General features: G+C 73.0%; 23 protein-coding genes. 14 read left to right on the forward strand and 9 right to left on the reverse strand.

Translation table 11 applies throughout. From position 1 onward, the window contains the following. The first annotated feature begins 71 nt into the window (after window positions 1–71). Together GA0070621_RS26570 and GA0070621_RS26575 are read left to right on the forward strand one after the other, a co-directional pair. The gene (locus GA0070621_RS26570) at window positions 72–1,037 is read left to right on the forward strand and encodes a DMT family transporter (RefSeq protein WP_407940318.1); all 966 of its coding nucleotides are present in this window, start codon (window positions 72–74) and stop codon (window positions 1,035–1,037) included. 90 nt (window positions 1,038–1,127) lie between these two features. Further along, window positions 1,128–3,308: an APC family permease gene (locus GA0070621_RS26575; RefSeq protein ID WP_091200860.1), complete on the forward strand. Its 2,181-nt coding sequence runs from the start codon at window positions 1,128–1,130 to the stop codon at window positions 3,306–3,308. 28 nt (window positions 3,309–3,336) lie between these two features. On the opposite strand, the gene GA0070621_RS26580 is transcribed toward GA0070621_RS26575, so the two are convergent. Beyond that, window positions 3,337–4,158, reverse strand: a complete 822-nt coding sequence (locus GA0070621_RS26580; RefSeq protein ID WP_091200862.1) for an SDR family NAD(P)-dependent oxidoreductase — start codon at window positions 4,156–4,158, stop codon at window positions 3,337–3,339. 128 nt (window positions 4,159–4,286) lie between these two features. Here GA0070621_RS26580 and GA0070621_RS26585 point away from each other — a divergent pair, with 128 nt between their 5' ends. Next, window positions 4,287–5,243 carry an HpcH/HpaI aldolase/citrate lyase family protein gene (locus GA0070621_RS26585; RefSeq protein WP_091200864.1) on the forward strand — a complete coding sequence of 319 codons (957 nt, stop codon included), beginning with the start codon at window positions 4,287–4,289 and terminating at the stop codon, window positions 5,241–5,243. A gap of 37 nt (window positions 5,244–5,280) precedes the next feature. Here GA0070621_RS26585 and GA0070621_RS26590 read toward each other — a convergent pair whose 3' ends face one another. Next, entirely contained in the window at window positions 5,281–5,835 is a 555-nt protein-coding gene (locus GA0070621_RS26590; RefSeq protein WP_091200866.1) for a DUF4190 domain-containing protein, read from the reverse strand. Between the two features lie 116 nt (window positions 5,836–5,951). Between GA0070621_RS26590 and GA0070621_RS26595 the strand changes: the two genes are divergently transcribed. Beyond that, a complete protein-coding gene (locus GA0070621_RS26595) occupies window positions 5,952–6,842 on the forward strand; it encodes an SDR family NAD(P)-dependent oxidoreductase (RefSeq protein WP_091200868.1) in 891 nt (296 codons plus the stop codon). Window positions 6,843–6,846: 4 nt separating this feature from the next. On the opposite strand, the gene GA0070621_RS26600 is transcribed toward GA0070621_RS26595, so the two are convergent. Further along, the gene (locus tag GA0070621_RS26600; RefSeq protein ID WP_091200870.1) at window positions 6,847–7,260 is read right to left on the reverse strand and encodes a DUF4190 domain-containing protein; all 414 of its coding nucleotides are present in this window, start codon (window positions 7,258–7,260) and stop codon (window positions 6,847–6,849) included. A gap of 177 nt (window positions 7,261–7,437) precedes the next feature. On the opposite strand from GA0070621_RS26600, the gene GA0070621_RS26605 reads away from it, so the two are divergent. Then, window positions 7,438–8,634: an acyl-CoA dehydrogenase family protein gene (locus tag GA0070621_RS26605; RefSeq protein ID WP_091200873.1), complete on the forward strand. Its 1,197-nt coding sequence runs from the start codon at window positions 7,438–7,440 to the stop codon at window positions 8,632–8,634. 12 nt (window positions 8,635–8,646) lie between these two features. Here the strand turns inward: GA0070621_RS26605 and GA0070621_RS26610 are convergent, their stop codons facing one another. The 3 genes from GA0070621_RS26610 to GA0070621_RS26620 form a co-directional block, all read right to left on the reverse strand. After that, a complete protein-coding gene (locus GA0070621_RS26610; protein ID WP_157740075.1) occupies window positions 8,647–9,399 on the reverse strand; it encodes a hypothetical protein in 753 nt (250 codons plus the stop codon). Window positions 9,400–9,522: 123 nt separating this feature from the next. Beyond that, a complete protein-coding gene (locus GA0070621_RS26615; protein ID WP_091200877.1) occupies window positions 9,523–9,930 on the reverse strand; it encodes a CoA-binding protein in 408 nt (135 codons plus the stop codon). Between the two features lie 37 nt (window positions 9,931–9,967). Beyond that, a complete protein-coding gene (locus GA0070621_RS26620) occupies window positions 9,968–11,011 on the reverse strand; it encodes an Rv2578c family radical SAM protein (RefSeq protein WP_091200879.1) in 1,044 nt (347 codons plus the stop codon). A 91-nt stretch (window positions 11,012–11,102) separates the two neighbouring features. Between GA0070621_RS26620 and GA0070621_RS26625 the strand changes: the two genes are divergently transcribed. Further along, window positions 11,103–11,522: a thiol-disulfide oxidoreductase DCC family protein gene (locus tag GA0070621_RS26625; RefSeq protein WP_091200881.1), complete on the forward strand. Its 420-nt coding sequence runs from the start codon at window positions 11,103–11,105 to the stop codon at window positions 11,520–11,522. A gap of 91 nt (window positions 11,523–11,613) precedes the next feature. Here the strand turns inward: GA0070621_RS26625 and GA0070621_RS26630 are convergent, their stop codons facing one another. From GA0070621_RS26630 to trxA, 3 genes are all read right to left on the reverse strand, one after another. After that, window positions 11,614–12,561, reverse strand: coding sequence for an HTTM domain-containing protein (locus GA0070621_RS26630; RefSeq protein ID WP_157740076.1), 948 nt, complete (start codon window positions 12,559–12,561; stop codon window positions 11,614–11,616). Further along, window positions 12,558–12,998, reverse strand: coding sequence for a hypothetical protein (locus GA0070621_RS26635; protein ID WP_091200883.1), 441 nt, complete (start codon window positions 12,996–12,998; stop codon window positions 12,558–12,560). The genes GA0070621_RS26630 and GA0070621_RS26635 overlap by 4 nt, the downstream gene beginning before the upstream one ends. Window positions 12,999–13,164: 166 nt before the next feature. Further along, complete coding sequence (gene trxA / locus GA0070621_RS26640) at window positions 13,165–13,533, reverse strand: thioredoxin (RefSeq protein WP_091200886.1); 369 nt, start codon at window positions 13,531–13,533, stop codon at window positions 13,165–13,167. Window positions 13,534–14,078: 545 nt separating this feature from the next. Between trxA and GA0070621_RS26645 the strand changes: the two genes are divergently transcribed. The 8 genes from GA0070621_RS26645 to GA0070621_RS26675 all read left to right on the forward strand — a co-directional run bounded on the left by GA0070621_RS26645 (window position 14,079) and on the right by GA0070621_RS26675 (window position 19,938). Beyond that, window positions 14,079–14,594 (forward strand): MaoC family dehydratase, encoded by a 516-nt coding sequence (locus GA0070621_RS26645; protein WP_091200888.1) that lies wholly within the window; start codon window positions 14,079–14,081, stop codon window positions 14,592–14,594. A 170-nt stretch (window positions 14,595–14,764) separates the two neighbouring features. Continuing rightward, window positions 14,765–15,253, forward strand: a complete 489-nt coding sequence (locus GA0070621_RS26650) for a hypothetical protein (protein ID WP_091200890.1) — start codon at window positions 14,765–14,767, stop codon at window positions 15,251–15,253. Window positions 15,254–15,299: 46 nt separating this feature from the next. Further along, window positions 15,300–15,923, forward strand: a complete 624-nt coding sequence (locus tag GA0070621_RS26655) for a TrmH family RNA methyltransferase (RefSeq protein WP_091200891.1) — start codon at window positions 15,300–15,302, stop codon at window positions 15,921–15,923. Window positions 15,924–15,986: 63 nt separating this feature from the next. Further along, entirely contained in the window at window positions 15,987–16,685 is a 699-nt protein-coding gene (locus GA0070621_RS26660; protein WP_167667439.1) for a DUF6758 family protein, read from the forward strand. A gap of 116 nt (window positions 16,686–16,801) precedes the next feature. Next, window positions 16,802–16,960 carry a hypothetical protein gene (locus GA0070621_RS30210; RefSeq protein WP_007455302.1) on the forward strand — a complete coding sequence of 53 codons (159 nt, stop codon included), beginning with the start codon at window positions 16,802–16,804 and terminating at the stop codon, window positions 16,958–16,960. Between the two features lie 6 nt (window positions 16,961–16,966). Continuing rightward, window positions 16,967–17,842, forward strand: coding sequence for a PH domain-containing protein (locus tag GA0070621_RS26665; protein ID WP_091200895.1), 876 nt, complete (start codon window positions 16,967–16,969; stop codon window positions 17,840–17,842). Between the two features lie 103 nt (window positions 17,843–17,945). Beyond that, the gene (locus tag GA0070621_RS26670; protein ID WP_091200897.1) at window positions 17,946–18,611 is read left to right on the forward strand and encodes a SigE family RNA polymerase sigma factor; all 666 of its coding nucleotides are present in this window, start codon (window positions 17,946–17,948) and stop codon (window positions 18,609–18,611) included. 61 nt (window positions 18,612–18,672) lie between these two features. Further along, on the forward strand, window positions 18,673–19,938 hold the full coding sequence (locus GA0070621_RS26675; protein ID WP_091200899.1) for a hypothetical protein: 1,266 nt from the start codon (window positions 18,673–18,675) through the stop codon (window positions 19,936–19,938). Window positions 19,939–20,017 lie beyond the last annotated feature (79 nt).

A 20,017-nucleotide genomic window follows, 5' to 3' on the forward strand; every position in this document is an offset into this window, starting at 1 on the left:
GAGGGTCGCCGGGACGGGCATGATCGTAACGGAGCGCTGACCGTCCGTGGTGTCCGCTGATCGTGTGAGGATTGCTCCCCGTGTCGTCCGCTCCGTACCGCCCGCCGCTCGACGCGCTGACCTTCGGCGCGCTCGTGCTGGCCGTCACCGCCGTCTCGTCGTCGGCCCCGCTGATCGCGTTCGCCGCCGCGCCGGCCCTCGCCGTCGCCTGCTGGCGGAACCTGCTCTCGGCCGCCGTGCTCGGTCCGTTCTCGTTGACCCGCCGGCGGGCCGAGGTCCGGGCGCTGACCGTCGGCTCCGGCCGGCGCGAGGGGCTGTACTGCGTGGTGTCCGGGGTGGCGCTGGCCGCCCACTTCGCCACCTGGATGCCGAGCGCAAAGCTCACCACCGTCGCCGCGGCCACCGCGCTGGGCGCCACCCAGCCGGTGTGGCAGGGGCTGATCGCTCGCTGGCAGGGGCGGCGGCTGCCGGTGGCGGCCTGGGCCGGGATCGGGGTGGCCGTGCTCGGCGCGGTGCTGGCCACCGGCGCCGACTTCACCGTCTCCGGCCGGGCCTTCGCCGGCGACCTGCTCGCCATCGTGGGTGGCATGTTCGCCGCGGTCTACACCGCCTTCGGCGAGCGTGCCCGCGCCACCATCAGCACCACCACTTACACCACCATCTGCTACGGCGTCTGCGCGGTGATCCTGCTGGTGGTCTGCCTGGTCGGCGGGGTGCCCCTGCACGGCTGGGCGCCCGGCACCTGGTTGGCGATCCTCGGCCTGGTGGCCGGCGCCCAACTGCTCGGCCACTCGATGTTCAACTACGCCCTGCACCGGGTCTCCGCCACCACGGTCAGCGTGCTGATCCTGCTGGAGGCTCCGGGCGCGGCCCTGCTCGCCTGGGTCTGGCTCGGTCAGCTGCCCCGCCCGCTCGCCCTGCCCGGGCTGGCCCTGCTGCTGGCCGGCGTCGCCGTCGTCGTTCTCGGCGGGGCGCGGGCCGGCCGCCGTACCGAACCGGTCCCGGTCCCCGCCGACGCCGCCCCGCTGGCCGACTGACCCGCCGCCGAGCCCGCGCCGGGTCGCTCTTTTTCGGCAAGTGTGGCCATTCGGCCTCCCGAGAGCCCGCTTTCCGTGAAAGTGCGGAGGGTGGGGACGGGAGCGAAGCAGCCGCGTGGCCCTGAGCCGGATCGGGGGACGCTGGTCACTCCCTCGGCAGAGTTCCCGCCGCTGGGTCCGGAGGAGCGGGCGGCGCTGGGCCGGATCGGGGAGCGCTGGCGGCCGCCCCGCCGCCCCGACGAGCTTCCCGTCGACCCGGCCCTGGGCCGTCGCCGGGCCGGCCCGACGCCGAGCCGGTTCGGGCGGCTGACCCCGATCGACATGTTCACCGTCGAGGAGCCGGGCGAGCTGTGCGCCACCGGGCCGGCCCACGAGCCCGGCTCCCGGACCGGGCGGGCGCTCAGCCGGCTGCGCCGGGCGGTGTTCGGCCCGCCGCTGTCCAGCTCCGCCGTGATCTACGAGCGGATGCGGAAGCTCGTCGCCCTGCCGATCCTCTCCTCGGACCTGCTCAGCTCGGTGGCGTACGGGCCGGAGGCGATGCTGGTCGTGCTGGTGCTGGCCGGCAGCGGTGCGCTCGGGCTCTCCCTGCCGCTGGCCGCGGTGCTGGTGGTGCTGATGATCGCCGTGGGGCTGTCGTACCGGCAGACCATTCCGGCGTACCCGCACGGGGCGGGGTCGTACATCGTGGCCGGGGACAACCTCGGTACGACGGCCGGGCTCACCGCGGCCGCGGGCCTGATGCTCGACTACGTGCTCACCGTGTCGGTGTCCATCGCGGCCGGGGTGAGCGCGATCACCTCGGCGATACCCCGGCTCGCGCCGGCCACCGTGCTGCTCGGGGTGCTGGTGATCGCCGTGCTGCTGGCCGGGAACCTGCGCGGGGTGCGCACCGCCGGCAACATCTTCGTGCTGCCCACGTACGCCTTCGTGGGGGCGCTCCTGGCCGTGCTGGCGGTCGGCTACACCCGCGCGGCGGGCCGGGGCTTCGTGCCGACGCCGCCGCCCCCGGTGCCGGCCACCGAGGGGCTGGGCCTGCTGTTGGTGCTGCGGGCGTTCTCCTCCGGCGCGGTGTCGATGACCGGCATCGAGGCGGTGTCGAACGCGATCCCGGCGTTCCGCCCCCGGGAGTGGCGCAACGCCCGCACCACGCTCGGCTGGATGGTCGGCATGCTGGTGCTGCTCTTCGCCGGCCTGATCGGCCTGATCCACCTGAACGGCCTGGTGCCCCGGTCGGACCAGACGATCCTGTCCCAGCTCGGCCGGCTCACCTTCCCCACCGGGCCCTGGTACGCGCTCCTCCAGGCGTCCACCGCGCTGATCCTGCTGCTGGCGGCGAACACCGCCTTCAACGACTTCCCCCGGCTGCTGTTCTTCATGGCCCGCAACGGCCACGCACCCCGCCGGTTCCTGCACCTGGGAGACCGGCTGTCGTTCAACAACGGCCTGGTCGCGCTCGCCGTCGCCGCGGCGCTCATCTTCGTCACGTTCGGCGGGCACACCGCGTCGCTGATCCCGCTCTACGCCGTCGGCGTCTTTCTCGCGTTCACCCTGTCCCAGGCCGGCATGGTGGTGCACTGGCGCCGCCACCGGGACCGGGGCTGGCGCCGCCGACTGGTGCTCAACGCGGTCGGCGCCGCGCTCTCCGGGATGGTGCTGCTGGTCGCCGCGGTCGGCAAGTTCGCCGAGGGTGCCTGGGTGGTGGTGGTCGCGGTGCCGCTGCTGGTGCTGCTCGCCCGCCGGATCCACCGCCACTACGCCCGGGTGCACCAGGCCCTCGCGCTGCATCCACCGCCCGGCGGTGCCGCCCCGCCCGCCGGTCGGCGTGGTCCCGGCGGGTCCGCCGAGGCCGAGGAACTGCCCCAGGAGGTACGCCACCTGGTGGTGGTGCCGATGGCCCGGCTGAACCGGGCGTCGCTGCGGGCCCTGGCGTACGCGGCGTCACTGGGCCAGCCGACCCTGGCCGTGCACATCGCTCCCGAGGACGCCGAGGCGGACCGGTTCCGTGAGCAGTGGCGGGCGTGGGGCGACCACCTGCGGCTGGAGACGATCGTGTCGCCGTACCGGGCGGTGATCGGGCCGCTCGCGCACTATCTGGAGGCGCTGCACGCCGCTCGGCCGGAGCTGACGCTGACCGTGATCGTGCCGGAGGTGGTGCTGCGCCACCGGTGGCACCGGTTCCTGCACAGCCGCTCCGAGCATCGGCTCCGCGGCGCGCTGCGGGCCCTGCCCGGCGTGGTGGTCACCAGCGTCCCGGTCCACGTCCCCGAGTGACCGTCACCGGTTGCGGCGCGGCTGCTCACTACCCGATCCCGACCGCCTGCGCGCTGGCGGTCCAGAGCCGGGCGGCGAGCGCCGGATCGGCCGCCTTCGACAGCGGCCGGCGACGCTTCCGGTCGCGGTAGTAGCCGCCGGAGGTCAGCCGGGACGGGTCCTGGTTGGCCAGCCAGACCAGGGTCTCGGCGCCCCGCTCGGGGCTGCGGAAGGGCAGCAGCCGCATGCCGAGGGCGACCAGCCGGCTCTCGTTGCCGAACCGGGTGCGCACCACGCCCGGGTGGAACGAGTACGCCGGCACGTCCGGCCAGCGCCGGGCCGCCTCGGCGGCGAAGAGAATGTTCGCCTGCTTGCTGGTGCCGTACGCCCGGTAGGGCCGGAAGTCGCGCAGCGTGGCGTTCAGGTCGTCCGGGTCGAGGACGCCGCTGCGGTGCGCCCCGGAGGCGGTCACCACCGTCCGGCCGATCCGGTCCTGGAGCAGGTGGCTGAGCAGGAACGGGGCGAGGTGGTTGGCCTGCATGCTCAGCTCGAAGCCGTCGATGGTGGTGACCGGCTGGAGCACGATCGCGCCGGCGTTGTTGGCGAGCACGTCGATCCGGTCGTACGCGGCGCGCAGCCGTTCGGCGAGCCGGCGTACGTCGTCCAGGACGGCGAAGTCGGCGCGGAACAGTTCGGGCTGCTCGCCGGAGCTGTCGCGGACCCGCTCCCCGGCGTCGCGGAGCCGGGCCGGATCCCGGCCGACCAGTACCACCCGGTCGCCCCGGCCCGCCAGGTCGACCGCAGCGGCCAGTCCGATGCCCGAGCTGGCGCCCGTCACCACCACGGTCCTACGGTCAGTGAGATCTTCCACAGGTCCATTCACCCCGGTCACGGCACGAGGTTACCGTGGCGTCACAACGCCCTTTGGGATCGTTAAGTTCGCGTACTTCGTCTTTGTCGGCGTCGGCGTGCCCGCCGGACGCTGGAAGGAGCGCATCCATGGCCGCTGTCGGTCGCCCCCGCCGGTCCTGCCTCGCGGTACCCGGCTCCAGCGTCAAGATGCTCGGCAAGGCGCAGGGCCTCCCCGCGGACCAGGTCTTCCTCGACCTGGAGGACGCGGTCGCACCGCTGGCCAAGCCGGAAGCCCGCAAGAACATCGTCGCCGCGTTGAACGAGGGTGACTGGGCCGGCAAGACCCGGGTGGTCCGGGTCAACGACCTGACCACGCCGTGGACGTACCGGGACGTGATCGAGGTCGTCGAGGGTGCCGGCGCCAATCTGGACTGCGTCATGCTGCCGAAGGTGCAGAACGCCGGCCATGTGCAGTGGCTGGATCTGACCCTCACCCAGATCGAGAAGACGCTCGGCCTGGAGGTCGGCCGGATCGGCATCGAGGCGCAGATCGAGAACGCCGCCGGGCTGGTCAACGTGGACGCGATCGCGGCCGCCTCGCCCCGGGTCGAGACGATCATCTTCGGCCCGGCCGACTTCATGGCCTCGATCAACATGAGGTCGCTGGCGGTCGGCGCGCTGATCCCGGACTACCCGGGCGACCCCTACCACTACATCCTGATGCGCATCCTGATGGCCGCCCGGATGCACGACAAGCAGGCCGTCGACGGCCCGTTCCTGCAGATCCGGGACGTGGACGGGTTCCGCGAGGTGGCCGGGCGGTCGGCGGCGCTGGGTTTCGACGGCAAGTGGGTGCTGCACCCGGGCCAGATCGACGCGGCCAACGAGGTCTACTCGCCCGCGCAGGCCGACTACGACCACGCCGAGCTGATCCTCGACGCGTACGACTGGTACACCTCGGAGGCGGGCGGGAAGCTCGGCGCGGTGATGCTCGGCGACGAGATGATCGACGAGGCGTCCCGCAAGATGGCCCTGGTGATCGCCGCCAAGGGGCGTGCGGCCGGGATGACGCGTACCTCGTCCTTCACGCCGCCCGGGGAGTGAGCCGGTGCCGCCCCGGGGCCCGGGGCGGCACCGTCCCTCAGAAGGTGGGCGTGCTGCCGCCGGTGTCGGTGCTGGCGATCGCGAAGATGATCACCACCACGTAGACGGCGATCAGCAGCACCATCAGGCCGGTGAGGATCCAGCCGACGATGATGGCGGCCTTCGCCATCCCCTCGCCCTGCTCGCCCGTCTCCCGGATCTGCTTGCGGGCGACGTGTCCGAGGATCGCGCCGATCGGCGCGGTGATGCAGGAGGCGAAGCCGACCAGCGCCAGCACCAGCGCCACGATGGCCATGGTGTTGGTCTTGGCGGCGGCGGGGGCGTACGCCGGGTAGGCGGGCGGCGGGTAGCCGGCGGCCGCGTACGGGTCGCCGGCGGGCGGGTAGCCGGGGGGCGGGTAGCCGGGGTCGGCGTACGGGGCCGCGGGCGGGGCGTTCGGTGGCGGCTGCGCGCCGGCGTACGGATCCGCCGAGGTCGGCTGGCTCGGGATCGGGCTGCCGCCCATCGGCATGGTCGGATCGGCGGGCGGGCTCGACTGCTGGCCGGGCGCGTACGGGTCGTGCCAACCACCGGACGGCGGGGGATAGCTCATCAGGTCATCTCCAGAGCGTGCGGGTTTCGTCAGGGTAGCCAGTGCCGGGCAACACCGAGAGCCCTCTTTTCGGGTGCCGCGTTGCCCGGAACGTCCACAGCGGGCAGGATCTCGGCATGGCCTTTGACGCGCGCGGCGGTCGGTCGCGACGGAACGTGAGCCGCCCGGGGTTGGTGCGGCGCACTCGCGGCAGCCACCTGGCCGGGCCCGCCGAGCAGGACCAGCCGGCGTCCCTCGCCGAGCCGGTCACCATGCGCCTGGACGGCCGGGTCGCGCTGGTCACCGGCGCGGGCAGCCCCGACGGCATCGGGTACGCGACCGCGCGCCGCCTCGCCGACCTGGGGGCCCGGGTGGCGATCGTCTCCACCACCCGACGGATCCACGAGCGCGCCGGCGAGCTGGGGGTCACCGGCTTCGTGGCCGACCTCACCGACGAGTCCGAGGTGGGCGCGCTCGCCGACGCGGTGGCCGAGCAGGTCGGCGACGTCGAGGTGCTGGTCAACAACGCGGGCCTGGCCAGCCGGGCGAGCCCGGAGGTGCTGCGGCCGGTGGCCCAGCTCAGCTACGACGAGTGGCGCGGCGAGATCGACCGCAACCTGACCACCGCGTTCCTGTGCAGTCGGGCGTTCATCGGCGGGATGGCCGAGCGGGGCTGGGGGCGGATCGTCAACCTGGCCGCCACCGCCGGCCCGGTCAACGCGCTGCCCACCGAGGCCGCGTACGCGGCGGCGAAGGCGGGCGTGGTGGGCCTGACCCGGGCCCTGGCGATGGAGATGATCGCCGACGGGGTGACGGTGAACGCGGTCGCGCCCGGCACCATCCACACCGCGGCATCCACCATGGCGGAGATCAAACAGGGGCTCGGCACCCCGGTCGGCCGGCCCGGCACGCCCGACGAGGTGGCCGCCGCGATCGCCTTCCTCTGCTCGCCGGCCGCCTCGTACATCACCGGGCAGATGCTGGTGGTCGACGGCGGCAACAGTGTCCGGGAGGCGCAGTACCGCTGACGCGTCAGCGGTAGGAGCCGTTGTCGGAGTTCGCCCAGATGACCAGGCCGATCCAGCCGCAGCAGACGAGCACCCCGATCGCGGTGAAGATGTAGCTGAGGATCAGCCCCCAGCTGGCGAGCTGGTCGCCCTCCTCGCCGGTCTGCCGGATCTGCCGCTTGGCCAGGTGGCCGCAGACGATGCCGGCCGGGGCGAAGACGAAGGCGAAGACCAGCGACAGGATCGCCAGCACGTTCGGCCCGCCGCCGCGTGGTCGCGGTCCCTGCCCGGGCGGCCCGTACTGCCCGTACGGGGGCTGCGGGGCGTACGGCGGCTGCTGGCCCCACGGCGGCTGCTGCGGGTGCCCGTACGGCTGCCCGTACGGCGGCGGCTCGTACGGCGACGGCGGCTGGTCCGGCTCGCCGGGTGGTTGGCTCACGCCGCTCGCCCCCTCCGTCGCAGGTCAACGGACCTCTCTCTTGCGGACGCTACCCGCAGCGGTGAACCTTTTCACAGCGGTTGTGTGGACTGGTCACCTTGGCCTCGCCGGTCGTGCGGCCGATACTGACCGAGCGTTCAGTTACCCATGAGTAATGCGCCGACCCCGGAGGCTGAGATGGCCCGACTCGCCCAGACGCCCGGCCTGACCGACGTGCAGCGGTCGATCCTGGAGACCGTCCGGGAGTTCGCCGACAAGGAGATCATCCCGCACGCCCAGCGGCTGGAGCACGCCGACGAGTACCCCGCCGACATCCTCGACGGGATGCGCGAGATGGGCCTCTTCGGCCTCACCATCGCCGAGGAGCACGGCGGCCTCGGCGAGTCCCTGCTCACCTACGCCCTGGTGGTCGAGGAACTGTCCCGGGGCTGGATGTCGATCTCCGGCATCGTCAACACCCACTTCATCGTGGCGTACCTGATCTCCCAGCACGGCTCGGCGGAGCAGCGGGCCCGGCTGCTGCCGAGGATGGCCACCGGCGAGGTGCGCGGCGCTTTCTCCATGTCGGAACCGGAGTGCGGCTCCGACGTGTCGGCGATCAAATCGAAGGCGGTCCGCGACGGCGACACCTTTGTGCTGAACGGCCAGAAGATGTGGCTGACCAACGGCGCGTACTCCTCGGTGGTGGCCACCCTGGTCAAGACCGACACCGGCGCCGACTCGGTCTACGGCAACATGAGCACGTTCCTGCTGGAGAAGCAGCCCGGCTTCGGCGAGACCGCGCCCGGCCTCACCATCCCCGGCAAGATCGAGAAGATGGGCTACAAGGGGGTCGAGACCACCGAGATGGTGCTCGACGGGGTCACGGTGCCCGCCTCCGCCGTGCTCGGCGGCGAGGAGAAGGTCGGCCGGGGCTTCTACCAGATGATGGACGGCATCGAGGTGGGTCGGGTCAACGTGGCCGCCCGCGCCTGCGGCATCTCCATCCGCGCCTTCGAGCTGGCCGTCGCGTACGCCCAGCAGCGCCGCACCTTCGGCCAGCCCCTCGCGAAGCACCAGGCCGTCGCCTTCAAGCTCGCCGAGATGGGTACGAAGATCGAGGCGGCGCACGCCCTCATGGTCAACGCCGCCCGGCTCAAGGACGCCGGCCAGCGCAACGACGTCGAGGCCGGCATGGCCAAGCTGCTCGCCTCGGAATACTGCGCCGAGGTCGTCCAGGAGGCGTTCCGCATCCACGGCGGCTACGGCTACTCCAAGGAGTACGAGATCGAGCGGCTGATGCGGGAGGCCCCGTTCCTGCTCATCGGCGAGGGCACCTCGGAGATCCAGAAGACCATCATCTCCCGCGGCCTGCTCAAGCAGTACAAGCTCTGACCGGCGCGCCGATCACCCGCCGGCCGGCTGTGCGGCCGGTTCCGGCGCGGTGACCGGCAACCCCACCGCCAGCATCTCCGGCCGTGACCGGAAGTGCTCGATCGCCGCGACCAGCCGTTCCTCGGGCACCGCCGTGTCCCGGCCGCCCACCACCGGCTCCGGCTCCAGCGGCTTCCGCACGATCTGGCGCAGCCGTACGCCGTCCACCCGGCCGTCCTGCTTCTTCGGACCGACCCGGTCGATGTTTCCCCAGTCGTACAGCCGGCGGCCGTGCCGGATCCCGCCGGCGGTGAGCGCCAGTCGCCCGGTGAGCCGGATTTCCTCGTAGACGGCCTGCCCGACGGCCGCGGAGACGCCGACCGCGAGCAACGAGCGCCCGGCCTCGGCCCACCGCGCCCCCTCGGGGAGCATGCCGATCAGCGTCACCCCGGTCGCGGTCACCGTCATCATGCCGGTCACCAGGTCGGCCCAGCCGGCGAGGGACCGCCGTGCCACCAGACCGGGCTCCACCGAGTGCCGGCCCGCCACCCGTGATCGCCACACCAGACGGCCGTCGCGTCGGGGCCGCCACCGCCGCGACAGCCACCCCGCACACCAGGCCAGCCACATGAGACAGATGGGGTCCAGCTGATCGCGTGGCGGCAGCCGGAGCAGCCCGGCGGCCATCGGCGCCGCCATCACGGCGGCGGTCGCGACGGCGAGCAACCGGCGTGTCCAGAGGCCGTCGCCGGGCGAGGGCAGCCGGCCCAGCAGGGGGGTGGGCACCAGCGAAGGGTACGGTCCCTCCGCCACCGAGGGGCCCGCTCGTCGGTCCCCCTCCGCCGGGCTGGCCGGGCCAGCCACCCGATGCGGAGGGCTGCACCGCCAGGTGCTCGCGGGCCCGGGCGGTCAGCCGAGCCGGGTCAGGCCCGCCGCGGCCCGCTCGACGATGAGGCAGCGGTCCTCGACGTAGTCGATCCCCGCCTCCTCGGCGACCTGCCGCGCCTGCGCCGAGACGATCCCGAGCTGCAACCACACCGCCGGCGCGCCGATCGCCACCGCCTGCCGGACCACGTCGACCGCGTCCCGGGCCGGACGGAACACGTCCACCAGGTCGACCGGGTGCGGGATGTCGGCCAGCGACGGGTACGCCTTCTCGCCGAACAGCTCGTCCACCGTCGGGTTCACCGGGATGATCCGCCAGCCGTACCGTCGCATCTCCGCCGGCACCCGGTGCGCGGCCTTGCCCGGGTCGCGGGACGCGCCCACGACGGCGATCACGGCGGAGTCGGCGAGGATCTGTTGAGCTGAACGCACCCGACGAGCCTATCCCTGTCGTACCCCGGGGCGCCGCCTAGAGCAGCGTCAACTGGTCCGCCGGGGTCGGTGGCGGCTCGGGCAGCCGCCGGTTGTCGCCGGCCTCGCCCCGGTGCAGGCCGTGCCGGCGGGCCGCCATCCGCACCCGCGCGGTCACCTCCCGCTGGTAGGCCTGCGGCGCGTACGCGCCGGAGCGGTAGAGCTGCCGGTAGCGGGGGACCAGGTGCGGGAAGTCGCGGGCCAGCCAGTGCGCGTACCACTCCCGGGCGCCGGGGCGCAGGTGCAGCGGCAGTGGGGTGACGCCGGTGGCCCCGGACGCGGCGACGGCGGCCACGGTGGCGTCGATCGACTCCTCGTCGTCGCTCAGCCCGGGCAGGATCGGTGCCATCAGCACCCCCACCTCGAACCCGGCGTCGGTGAGCTGGCGTACCGCCTCCAGCCGGCGGCGCGGGCCGGGGGTGCCCGGCTCGACCGCCCGCCACAGCGCCTCGTCGACGAACCCCACCGAGTACGACAGCGCGACCCGGGTGACCTCGGCGGCCTGGCGCAGCAGCGGCAGGTCCCGAAGCAGCAGCGTGCCCTTGGTGAGGATCGAGAACGGGTTCGCGAAGTCCCGCAGCGCCTCGATGATCGGCGGCATGAGGGCGTAGCGCCCCTCGGCCCGCTGGTAGCAGTCCACGTTGGTGCCCATGGCGATGTGCGCGCCGCGCCAGCGTGGGGCGGCCAGCTCGCGACGGACCAGCTCGCCGGCGTTGACCTTGACGATCACCTTCCGGTCGAAGTCCGCGCCGGCGTCGAGGTCGAGGTAGGTGTGGGTGTTGCGGGCGAAGCAGTAGCGGCATGCATGACTACAGCCCCGGTACGGGTTGATCGTCCACTCGAACGGGACGCGGGACTGGCCGGGCACCCGGTTGATGATCGACTTCGCCTGCACCTCGTAGAACGTCATGCCGGCGAAGCCGGGGGTGTCGAAGGTGCGGGCGACGGCGCCGGGGAGCGCCAGCGGCAGGGGTGGAGCCGCCGGCGCTGCCCCGTCGGGAGTCCCCTCGTCCGGGGGAGCGGAGAGGTTGTCCCAGCGCATGGAGCCAATTCGAACACGCGTACGAACGCAGCGCAAGTGACGCGCCGGACATCCGCGACCCGAGCGGGCCGATCGGGTGCAGGATGGTGGCATGGAGACGTCGACCTTCGTCTACGACGGCGACTGCGCGTTCTGCACCCGCTGCGCGCAGTTCATCGAGCGCCGGATCCCCACCGGCGCGCGGGTGGTGCCCTGGCAGTTCGCCGACCTGGCGGCGCTGGGGCTGACGGAGGCCGAGTGCGAGGAGGCGGTGCAGTGGGTGGGCGCCGACGGCTCCCGCGCCGCCGGCCCGGACGCCATCGCCAGACTGCTCGGCGACAGCACGCCGCTGTGGCGGACCGCCGGCGCCGGTCTGCGCTTCCCGCCGGTGCGGGCCGCCGCCTGGCCGGCGTACCGGTGGGTGGCCCGCAACCGGCACCGGATGCCGGGTGGCACGGCCGCGTGCGCGTTGCCCCAGGAGGCCCGGGAACGCCTCTACGGCCCGACCGGCCGTCCCGCCGCCGGATCCTGACCGGCCGCCCCCGCGCCTCGCCGCCCGGCCCGCGCGGCGAGGGTCACAATCTGGATCGTGGCGACGGCGGGTGGGGCGAATGCCCGGCCGGTCAGGTGCCGGCAGCCGGGCCGACGGCCGGCTCGGGGCCCGTCGCCGGGCCGGCGACCGGCTCGGCGTCGGTGGCCGGGGTGGCCGTCGTGGGCGGGGCCGCTTCGCTGCCGGGGGTGCCGCGACCACGGGTCAGCAGCCGGCGGGCCCACACCACCGGGCGGACCTTCTCCAGCGGCAGGAAGCTGGTCATCGCCACCAGGTGCGGGGCGAACGAGATGGTGATCGTCGCGATGGTCACCAGGTGGAACGAGTAGAAGAAGCCCACCGCGGCCAGCCGCCACCGCTGGGGTAGCACGAAGACCAGCGGGCTGAGCAGCTCGAAGGCGAGAATGCCGAACTGCGCGACGACCAGCAGGTGCGGCACCTGGGCGATCACGTCGGCCAGTTCGGTGCCGCGGCGGATGATCGCCCGGGCCAGCACGGATCCGGTCGCCCAGTCCAGGCCGCCGAAGCGGAATTTCGCCCAGGCCGCCAGGAAGTAGGTGCAGATGACCGCGATCTGGGTGACCCGCAACGCCCAGCCGCCAGCCTCCGTGCGGGTGGGGTCGCCGTGCCGGGCGCGCCCGGCGGTGGGCAGGACGGCCAGCGCGACGAGCAGCCCGAACCGGTCGTGGTCGACCTTGCCGTAGCTCATCGCGACGATCATCCACTCGAAGTAGAGCGCGAAGACCGCCCAGCCGAGCAGGCGCGGCGCCCGCCCGGTCGCGGCGAGCAGGGAGAGGGCCAGCAGCCCCCAGAAGATCACGGCGACCAGCGCCGGGGTGGGGGTCGGCAGGCCCAGCAGTCGACCGATCAGCAGCGGCCGGTAGAGGTCGCCGGGCACGTCGACGCGGGTGCGTACCCAGGGGGTGAAGACGACCAGGTCGGCGGCGACGAAGAGGTAGACGAGGGTACGGAAGGCGGCCACCCGGCCGCGCGGGACCGCCTCGGTCAGCCAGCCGGTCACGGGGTGGCCATCCAGCGTACGGCGGTCTCGTCGGTCCACCGGCCGGTGGGACGGCCGCCCTGGATGTCGTACCAGCGGACCACGATGCGGACCTCCACCAGCGCGGGGGCGGTGGGGTGGCGCTCGGTGTACGCGTCGGCGACCTGACGCAGCAGGGCCGGATCGCCGACGTAGCGGCTCTGCTGGCCCTCGATCTCGGCCCGGCGGATGCCGGTGGCGTCCTGGCCCAGCGAGACCACCGCTCCGGTGCGGTCCACGCCCTCGACCCGGGTGTCCGGCGCGGGCGCGTCCGGCGGGTCGGAGGTGGAGTACATCCGGAACGGCCCGAACGGAAAGTCGTCGTCGGTGCCCCGGACGGTGCCGGCGAGGAGCAGCGCCAACCCGAGCACGGTGGCACCCAGCCGGACCGCGCGTGCGCGGGTGGTCAAGGTCTCCATCGGCTGGTCACGATACGCGATGAAAAGCCGGGAGGTGTCCGTCCGTCGTCCAGTTTGCGCTGGCCGTGTCGGCGGGCGGTCGGACCGCGCGGCGGTCCGCCCGGAGACGACACCGGCCGGGCCCTTGAGTCGCGGGCCCGGCCGGTGTCGTAGTCGGCGGTGCGGATCAGTGCTCGTGGCCTTGCGCGGCCAGCTGCTGGCGGACCTCGTCCATGTCCAGCTTCTCGACCTGCTCGATCAGGTTCTCCAGCGCGGACTCGGGCAGGGCGCCCGGCTGCGCGAAGACGATCACGCCGTCCTTGATCGCCATCACCGTGGGGATCGAGCGGATGTTGAACTTGGCCCCGAGTTCCTGCTGCGCCTCCGTGTCGACCTTGCCGAAGACGATGTCCGGGTGCTTCTCGGACGAGCGCTCGTAGACCGGCGCGAAGCGCTTGCACGGACCGCACCAGTCGGCCCAGAAGTCGAGCAGGACGATGCCGTCGCGCTCGGTCACCTCTTCGAAGTTGGCCGTGGTCAGCTCAACCGTTGCCATTGCACTCTCCGATCAGCGCGGATTGCCTACGACCCGTGGAACCAGGGCTGACGCCCTTTAATTCCCGTGACGTACGCGACGAAACGCTGCGCAGCGCTGCCGTCACGCTCCGACCCATCGAGGCTAATCTGTCCGGCCGTTGTGTGAAACGCAAGTGCAGGACGCACTTGCGTGACGGCACGTGATGGGAGCGTTTCCAGGGAGATCACTGCGAGTGTGCGCTACGAAACGGTAACTTGTCGCTTGACAAGGAGCTATCCGGGCTGTGGAGATCGCCTGCGGGGTGGCCGTTCGTCACCGAGCGTATTGTTACAAAAAGATAAATGTGACATCCGTCTCTGTCGGCGCGGCCTTGTCGTACGGCAGAATCTCTCACATCAGAGCGTGGGCGGCGGGTGCCGGGGAGGGCCCCGCCGCTCATTGCGTCTCCACCCGGATCGGTCCGGGTGTGACATTTCCTCGCCCGAAGTGCCCCTGCCGTCGCCTTAACAGGCGGTAAGGCATGCTGTGCCGAACTCCATCGCCGCCCGTCGAAGGGGACAAGGATGCAGTTCGGCCGCTACTACGAGGAGTTCGAGGTCGGCGCGGTCTACCGGCACTGGCCGGGCAAGACGGTCACCGAGTACGACGACCACCTCTTCTGCCTGCTCACCATGAACCACCACCCGCTGCACATGGACGCCCACTACGCCGGGACGGCGACCCAGTTCAAGCGCAACGTGGTGGTCGGCAACTACATCTACTCCCTGCTTCTGGGCATGTCGGTGCCGGACGTCAGCGGCAAGGCGATCGCCAACCTGGAGGTCGAGTCCCTGCGGCACGTCGCCCCGACCTTCCACGGCGACACCATCTACGGCGAGACGACGGTGCTGGACAAGCGGGAGTCCGCCTCGAAGCCGGACCGCGGCGTGGTGGCCGTGGAGACCCGGGGCTACAACCAGGACGGCACCCTGGTCTGCGTGTTCCGGCGCAAGGTCATGGTGCCGAAGAAGGAGTACGCGGCGGCGGCCCTGCCCGAGGGGGTCGACCCGGAGCGACCCAGCTTCCCCGAGCCGCGCTGACGCCCGACGTACGACGCCGGCCCCTTCCGATCCGTGCGGAAGGGGCCCGTTTCCCGTTTCGGGGCATATGCTGACGCCGGAGGTCCCCCGATGAGCGAGCGCCAGCGAGCGAATCATCAGCACAGCGCTGGTGAGCCTCATGACGGCGTCGGGCGAAGCGAGACGCCGGCATGAGCCACTCCGTCGCCGGTGAGCCGCCCGCCGCCGGGCGTCGTGCCGCACCGCCGACCATCGCCGTCTACTCCCCGGCGGAGTGGGATCTGTTGACCGATCTTCCCGGTCGGGTCCTCGTCGCCGCCGCCTCGGCGGGACCCGGGCGCCCACCCCGCGGCGTGGCCGCCGGGCTCGCCGGGCTGGACGCCGTCGCGGCCGGCCGGGGGTTCGACAGCGACCTGGTCCGAGCCGTGGTCTCCGCGATCTACGCCCGGCACGACGGTGCCGCTGAGCGGCACGACCGGCTCACCGACATGGTCGACCTGCTCGCTGCCTGCCGGGCCACGGTACGCGTGCTCAGGCGACGCGCCGACCCGGCCGACTCGGCGGCCTACCGGCAGTGGGTGGAGTCCGTCGCGGCCCGGGTCTGCCGGGTCGGCGACGGGGCCAGCCCGGCCGACCGGCGTTTTCTCGACCGGCTCGGCGGCGCGCTCGACCTGCGCTGACCCTCGCGGCGGCGGGCGCCGGTCCGGGCCGTACGCTCTGGAAACCGTGACCGACGAGCAGCTCGACGTGGGTGTGGGGCCGTGGCCCGGCGACCCGCCGGACGACCCGCGGTACGACCCGGAGCTGCTCGCCGAGGGCGACCGGCGCAACGTGGTGGACCGCTACCGGTACTGGCGGCGGGAGGCCGTGGTGGCCGACCTGGACCGGTGCCGGCACGACTTCCACGTGGCCATCGAGAACTGGCAGCACGATTTCAACATCGGCACGGTGGTCCGCAACGCCAACGCCTTCCTCGCCGCCGAGGTGCACATCGTCGGGCGGCGGCGGTGGAACCGGCGCGGGGCCATGGTGACCGACCGCTACCAGCACGTCCGGCACCATTCGACGATCGAGGAGTTCGTCGCCTGGGCGGCGGAGCGGCAGCTTCCGGTGGTCGGCATCGACAACCTGCCCGGCTCGAAGCCGCTGGAGACGAGCGTCCTCCCCCGGCGCTGCGTCCTCCTCTTCGGCCAGGAGGGGCCGGGGCTGTCCGACGTGGCCCGAGCCGCCTGCGACCAGCTCTTCTCCATCGCCCAGTACGGCTCGACCCGGTCGATCAACGCCGGGGTGGCCAGCGGCATCGCCATGCACGCCTGGGTCCGTGCCTACGCCGGGCCGCCGCCGGACTGACGCCATCCGACCGATCCGCCCGCTCCGCTTGACGCCCCGCCCGTGCGGGGTGACGGTGGGGACGTGAGTGTCGCGATGAGCTGCCCGAGGTGCGGTGGGTCGGTCCGGGGGCCGGACCTGATGCACGGTGAGTCGCGGTGCGTGCGCTGCGGTCCGGTGCCGCCGCTGCACGTACCCGAGCACATCGGCGCCGAGATCCTGGCCAGTGTGGTGGAGCGGGTGGCCGCGGACGCCGACCCGGCCGGCCGGGCGGGCGTACCGCTCTGGTGCCCGTGGCCGCTGCCCACCGGGTGGACGCTGAGCGGGGTGGCCTGGGCCGGCGACGACCCGGGCGGGGTTCGCGCGACCGCGGTGGCCTGCGCCGGCCCGGCTCCGCTCGACGGCGGGCCGGCCGACCTCCTCTTCGTGGCCGAGGAGCCGGGCGTCGGGCTGGGCTCCCGGTTCGCCGGGCTGCCCGGTCCCGACCCGGGGCCACAGGTCGCGGAGGCCCTGTCGGAGCCCGGCCCGGGCCATCCGGAACGGGTGCCGCGCGCGAAGATCCGGGTCGCCGGCCACCCGACTCCACTGTGGCTCGTCAACTCCCCGACCGATCGAAGCGCGTACGCCGGCGAGGCTCGGGGAATGTGGCTTCATGCGATAGCCTGGCCGGCGAGTGCGGGTCACCTCCTCGCGGAAGAAGTCGTGCTGCACGACCTCACCGAGTGGACTCCGCCTGAACTCGTGTACGGCGCACCATCTCCGTACCTGCACGGACGGGCCTGATCGGCCGGCACCGGCGGTTGGAGAACAACACAGATATTCACTGTACGACACCATGCTGATACTCTGGGTGCCACTGCGATAAACGCACCCGGTGCCGCGCGAGAGGATGGCCCGCCATGGTCAAGAAGGTCCTCACCTGGGCCGGCATCGCATTCTTGATCTTCTTCGTTGCCTACCGGCCGAACTCCGCCGCCGACGTCTTCAAGTCCCTCGGCGGCGGCATCATGGACATCGCCCAGGGATTCGGCGACTTCTTCACCAGCCTGGTCGCCTAGCCGCCGATGGGAAGCCCCTCCGGTCCGCCCTTCGACCCCGACGATCCCGACCGGGAGCGCCGGGAGCGCGACACCGAGCCGATCCCCCGGATCGACCCTGACGACGGCCCCGGCTACGGTCCCGGTCCCGGCTACGGCGCCGGTCCCTCCCTTTCGGATGACGCCGCCTTCGGTGACGGGCCGGGCTTCGCCGGCGAGGGCCAGTCCGGGCGGGCCTGGATCCGCGACCCGGAGGGCGGCTACCAGCCGCCGCAGATCTCCGAGGACGAGCTGTCCGGGCTGCGTGTCGACGCCTCCGGCATGGCCCCCCGTCGGGTGCTGCCGCTGGAGGACGAGCCCAGCTCGCTGGTGGCCCGCTATCTCTTCCCCACCGAGCGCTACCGGGGCGAATGGAAGCGGCACTGGATCCACCTCTCCACGCCGATCATCATCGGCGTCGCTGCCACCTTCGTCCTCGGCTACCTTTCCGGCTTCCTGGCCGGGCGGAACGTCGGGGCGCTGACCACCGTCGCGGTGCTGCTCTGGTTCGCCGTGATGGGCTGGGTCGCCTGGCGGGTCGCGGACTGGTGGTACGACCGGTTCATCCTCACCAACAAACGGGTGATGGTGGTCAACGGCATCATCACCCGCCGGGTGGCGATGATGCCGCTGGTCCGGGTCACCGACATGAAGTACGAGCAGACCCCGGCCGGGCGGGCGCTCAACTACGGCACCTTCGTGCTGGAGTCCGCCGGCCAGGAGCAGGCGCTCCGCGAGGTCAAGAACCTGCCCAACCCGAACGAGCTCTACCTGCGTGTCGTCGAGGAGATGTACGAGCCGCAGGCGGTCGAGGCGCGGTTGGGCAAGGAGGCGGACGAGGCCAAGGCGGACGACGGGGCCTGAAACTTTTCGTCCGAACATCGGATGAACTGCGCACCATTTGCCGTCGACCCGACCCACCCGGACGTGGCAGCCTGCCATGCAAGACGGGGCGCGGAGGTGAGCGGTGGCGAGCAGGGACCCGCTGGAGGAGGAGTTCCGCGAGTTCGTCGCGGCCCGGTCCAGTGCCCTGCTGCGTACCGCGTACCTGCTGGCCGGCGACTGGGCGACGGCCGAGGACCTGCTCCAGACCGCGCTGACCAAGACGTACCTGGCCTGGAAGCGGCTCGGCGGGATCGAGGCCATCGAGCCGTACGCCCGCCGGGTCCTGGTCAACACCTCGACGAGCTGGTGGCGGCGTCGCTGGCACGGTGAACGCCCGACCGAGGTGCTGCCCGAGCGGGCCGGCGTCGACGAGATCGAGCAGCAGCTCGACCGGGACGCGCTCTGGCGGCACCTCCAGGCCCTCCCGGCCCGGCAGCGGGCCGTACTGGTGCTCCGGTTCTACGAGGACATGTCCGAGGCGCAGACCGCGGCGCTGCTGGAGATCTCCCCGGGCACCGTGAAGAGCCAGACCTCGCGCGCGCTGAACACGCTGCGCCGCCGGCTGGGCTCCGCGGCGGCCCTCGGTCTGCCCGCCGAGCAGGAGGCCGCGCCCGCGCCGCGTACGCCGTCGGTGCCCCGCGCCGTGCCGCCGCCGGCCGCGCGCCCGCCGGCGGTCCGGCCGGCCCCGCTGCCCGCCGGCCCGGCCATCGCCCGCCCCGCCACCAGCGTGCCGGTGGAGACCCGATGAGCGAGCGAATCGTCAGGGTACGGCGAGGTGGCGCCATGAGCGAGCGCAGTGAGGTGGCGGCATGAGCCGTTCGCCGTACCGCGGTGACAACCAGACGGGCGGTCTGGAGCGTCCACTTCCCGTGACCGACGACGAGCTGGAGCGGGCGCTGCGGGACACCTTCGCCCGCCAGGTCGCCACACCGCGACCGCTCGCCGCCGACCCGGCCGGCGTGGCCGTCGGGCGGGCACGGCGGAGCGGCCACCGCCGTACGCTGGCCGGGCTCGCCCTGGCCGGGGTGGCCACGGTGCTGGTCAGCACCGGCACGGCCCAGTTCGGCGGATCGTCCGCTCACCAGGACACGCCGACCGTGGTGCTCGGCGATCCACGCGGATTCTCGCCCTCTCCGCTGCCCACCGAGTCCGCCGTGGCCCCCACGGCCGGCCCGGTCCGCCCCGAACTCGACATGATCGTCGGCCCCTGGCTCTACACGAACGGTGGCGAGCGGTGGGAGCTGACCGGGGTGAGCAGCGTCGAGCAGGCGCAGCGCGTCTCCGACCACGGGGGCTGGCTGCTCACCTCGGGGGTCACCGCGGCCGGCCGTACCCTCTGGTGGGTCCCGCCGAACGGCGGGTCGACGCAGGTGCTCCTCGCCGGCGCGGACGCGGTCGCGGTCGCCGCGGACGGACGCCAGGTCGCCTGGCGCGACGGCCCGGAGATCTTCTTCGCCGGCATGGTTGCCGGCCAATTCCTCGCGAACCGCCGTACGGCGGCCCCCGAGGGGGCCGTGCCGGTCGCCCTCGCCGGCGACGCCGTGCTGATCCGACTGGCCGACCGGGGCGGATTCAGCGTCTGGCACGCGCCGGTCGACGATCGGCTGGGCATCGCGAACCGGGACGTACTCAACGTCTACGGCACGCTGCCCGACGGTCGGGTGGTCGGCGAGATCTCGGCCGGTACGCCCCGGCGGCCCTGCCTGGCCCTGCTCGACCCGGCCCGGGACCTCACCCCGGTCCGCACCGGCTGCGGCCCGGACCTCGCCACCGACGGCCGTGGCGAGGTCTCCGTCGACGGGCGGTGGCTGCTGGTCAACGGCGCGCGGGACGACGCGCTCCTGGTCGACCTGCGCACGCTCGGCTCCGGCACCTCGGCCCGGCCCGCCGGACCGGCGGCGACCGGGGTGGTGAGGTGGACCGGGTCGGGCGCCGCCCTGCACGTCGACGCCACCGGCGGGCTGATCCGGGTACGCCCCGAGCGGGTGGCGGACGGCGAACGGCCGACCGCCTCGCCGGTCGACGGAGTGGCCCCCGGCGAGCAACCGGTCGTGGTGGCCGACAGCCGCCCCTGAACCGACACCCGCCCTGAACCGGCGTCCGCTCGCGGTGCCGGCGGCGGCGTCGGGCGGCGGGCGGCCGGCGGCGGCACCG

It is taken from the genome of Micromonospora narathiwatensis (assembly GCF_900089605.1).
Lineage (GTDB): Bacteria > Actinomycetota > Actinomycetes > Mycobacteriales > Micromonosporaceae > Micromonospora > Micromonospora narathiwatensis.

Bases quoted from the DNA above. Each gene is read 5' to 3' on its own strand.
- GA0070621_RS26595 (WP_091200868.1), top strand. From the start codon at position 5,952: ATGGCCTTTGACGCGCGCGGCGGTCGGTCGCGACGGAACGTGAGCCGC.
- GA0070621_RS30210 (WP_007455302.1), top strand. From the start codon at position 16,802: ATGGTCAAGAAGGTCCTCACCTGGGCCGGCATCGCATTCTTGATCTTC.
- GA0070621_RS26650 (WP_091200890.1), top strand. From the start codon at position 14,765: ATGAGCCACTCCGTCGCCGGTGAGCCGCCCGCCGCCGGGCGTCGTGCC.
- GA0070621_RS26645 (WP_091200888.1), top strand. From the start codon at position 14,079: ATGCAGTTCGGCCGCTACTACGAGGAGTTCGAGGTCGGCGCGGTCTAC.
- GA0070621_RS26665 (WP_091200895.1), top strand. From the start codon at position 16,967: ATGGGAAGCCCCTCCGGTCCGCCCTTCGACCCCGACGATCCCGACCGG.
- GA0070621_RS26620 (WP_091200879.1), bottom strand. From the start codon at position 11,011: ATGCGCTGGGACAACCTCTCCGCTCCCCCGGACGAGGGGACTCCCGAC.
- GA0070621_RS26635 (WP_091200883.1), bottom strand. From the start codon at position 12,998: ATGGAGACCTTGACCACCCGCGCACGCGCGGTCCGGCTGGGTGCCACC.
- trxA (WP_091200886.1), bottom strand. From the start codon at position 13,533: ATGGCAACGGTTGAGCTGACCACGGCCAACTTCGAAGAGGTGACCGAG.
- GA0070621_RS26605 (WP_091200873.1), top strand. From the start codon at position 7,438: ATGGCCCGACTCGCCCAGACGCCCGGCCTGACCGACGTGCAGCGGTCG.
- GA0070621_RS26675 (WP_091200899.1), top strand. From the start codon at position 18,673: ATGAGCCGTTCGCCGTACCGCGGTGACAACCAGACGGGCGGTCTGGAG.
- GA0070621_RS26585 (WP_091200864.1), top strand. From the start codon at position 4,287: ATGGCCGCTGTCGGTCGCCCCCGCCGGTCCTGCCTCGCGGTACCCGGC.
- GA0070621_RS26590 (WP_091200866.1), bottom strand. From the start codon at position 5,835: ATGAGCTATCCCCCGCCGTCCGGTGGTTGGCACGACCCGTACGCGCCC.
- GA0070621_RS26625 (WP_091200881.1), top strand. From the start codon at position 11,103: ATGGAGACGTCGACCTTCGTCTACGACGGCGACTGCGCGTTCTGCACC.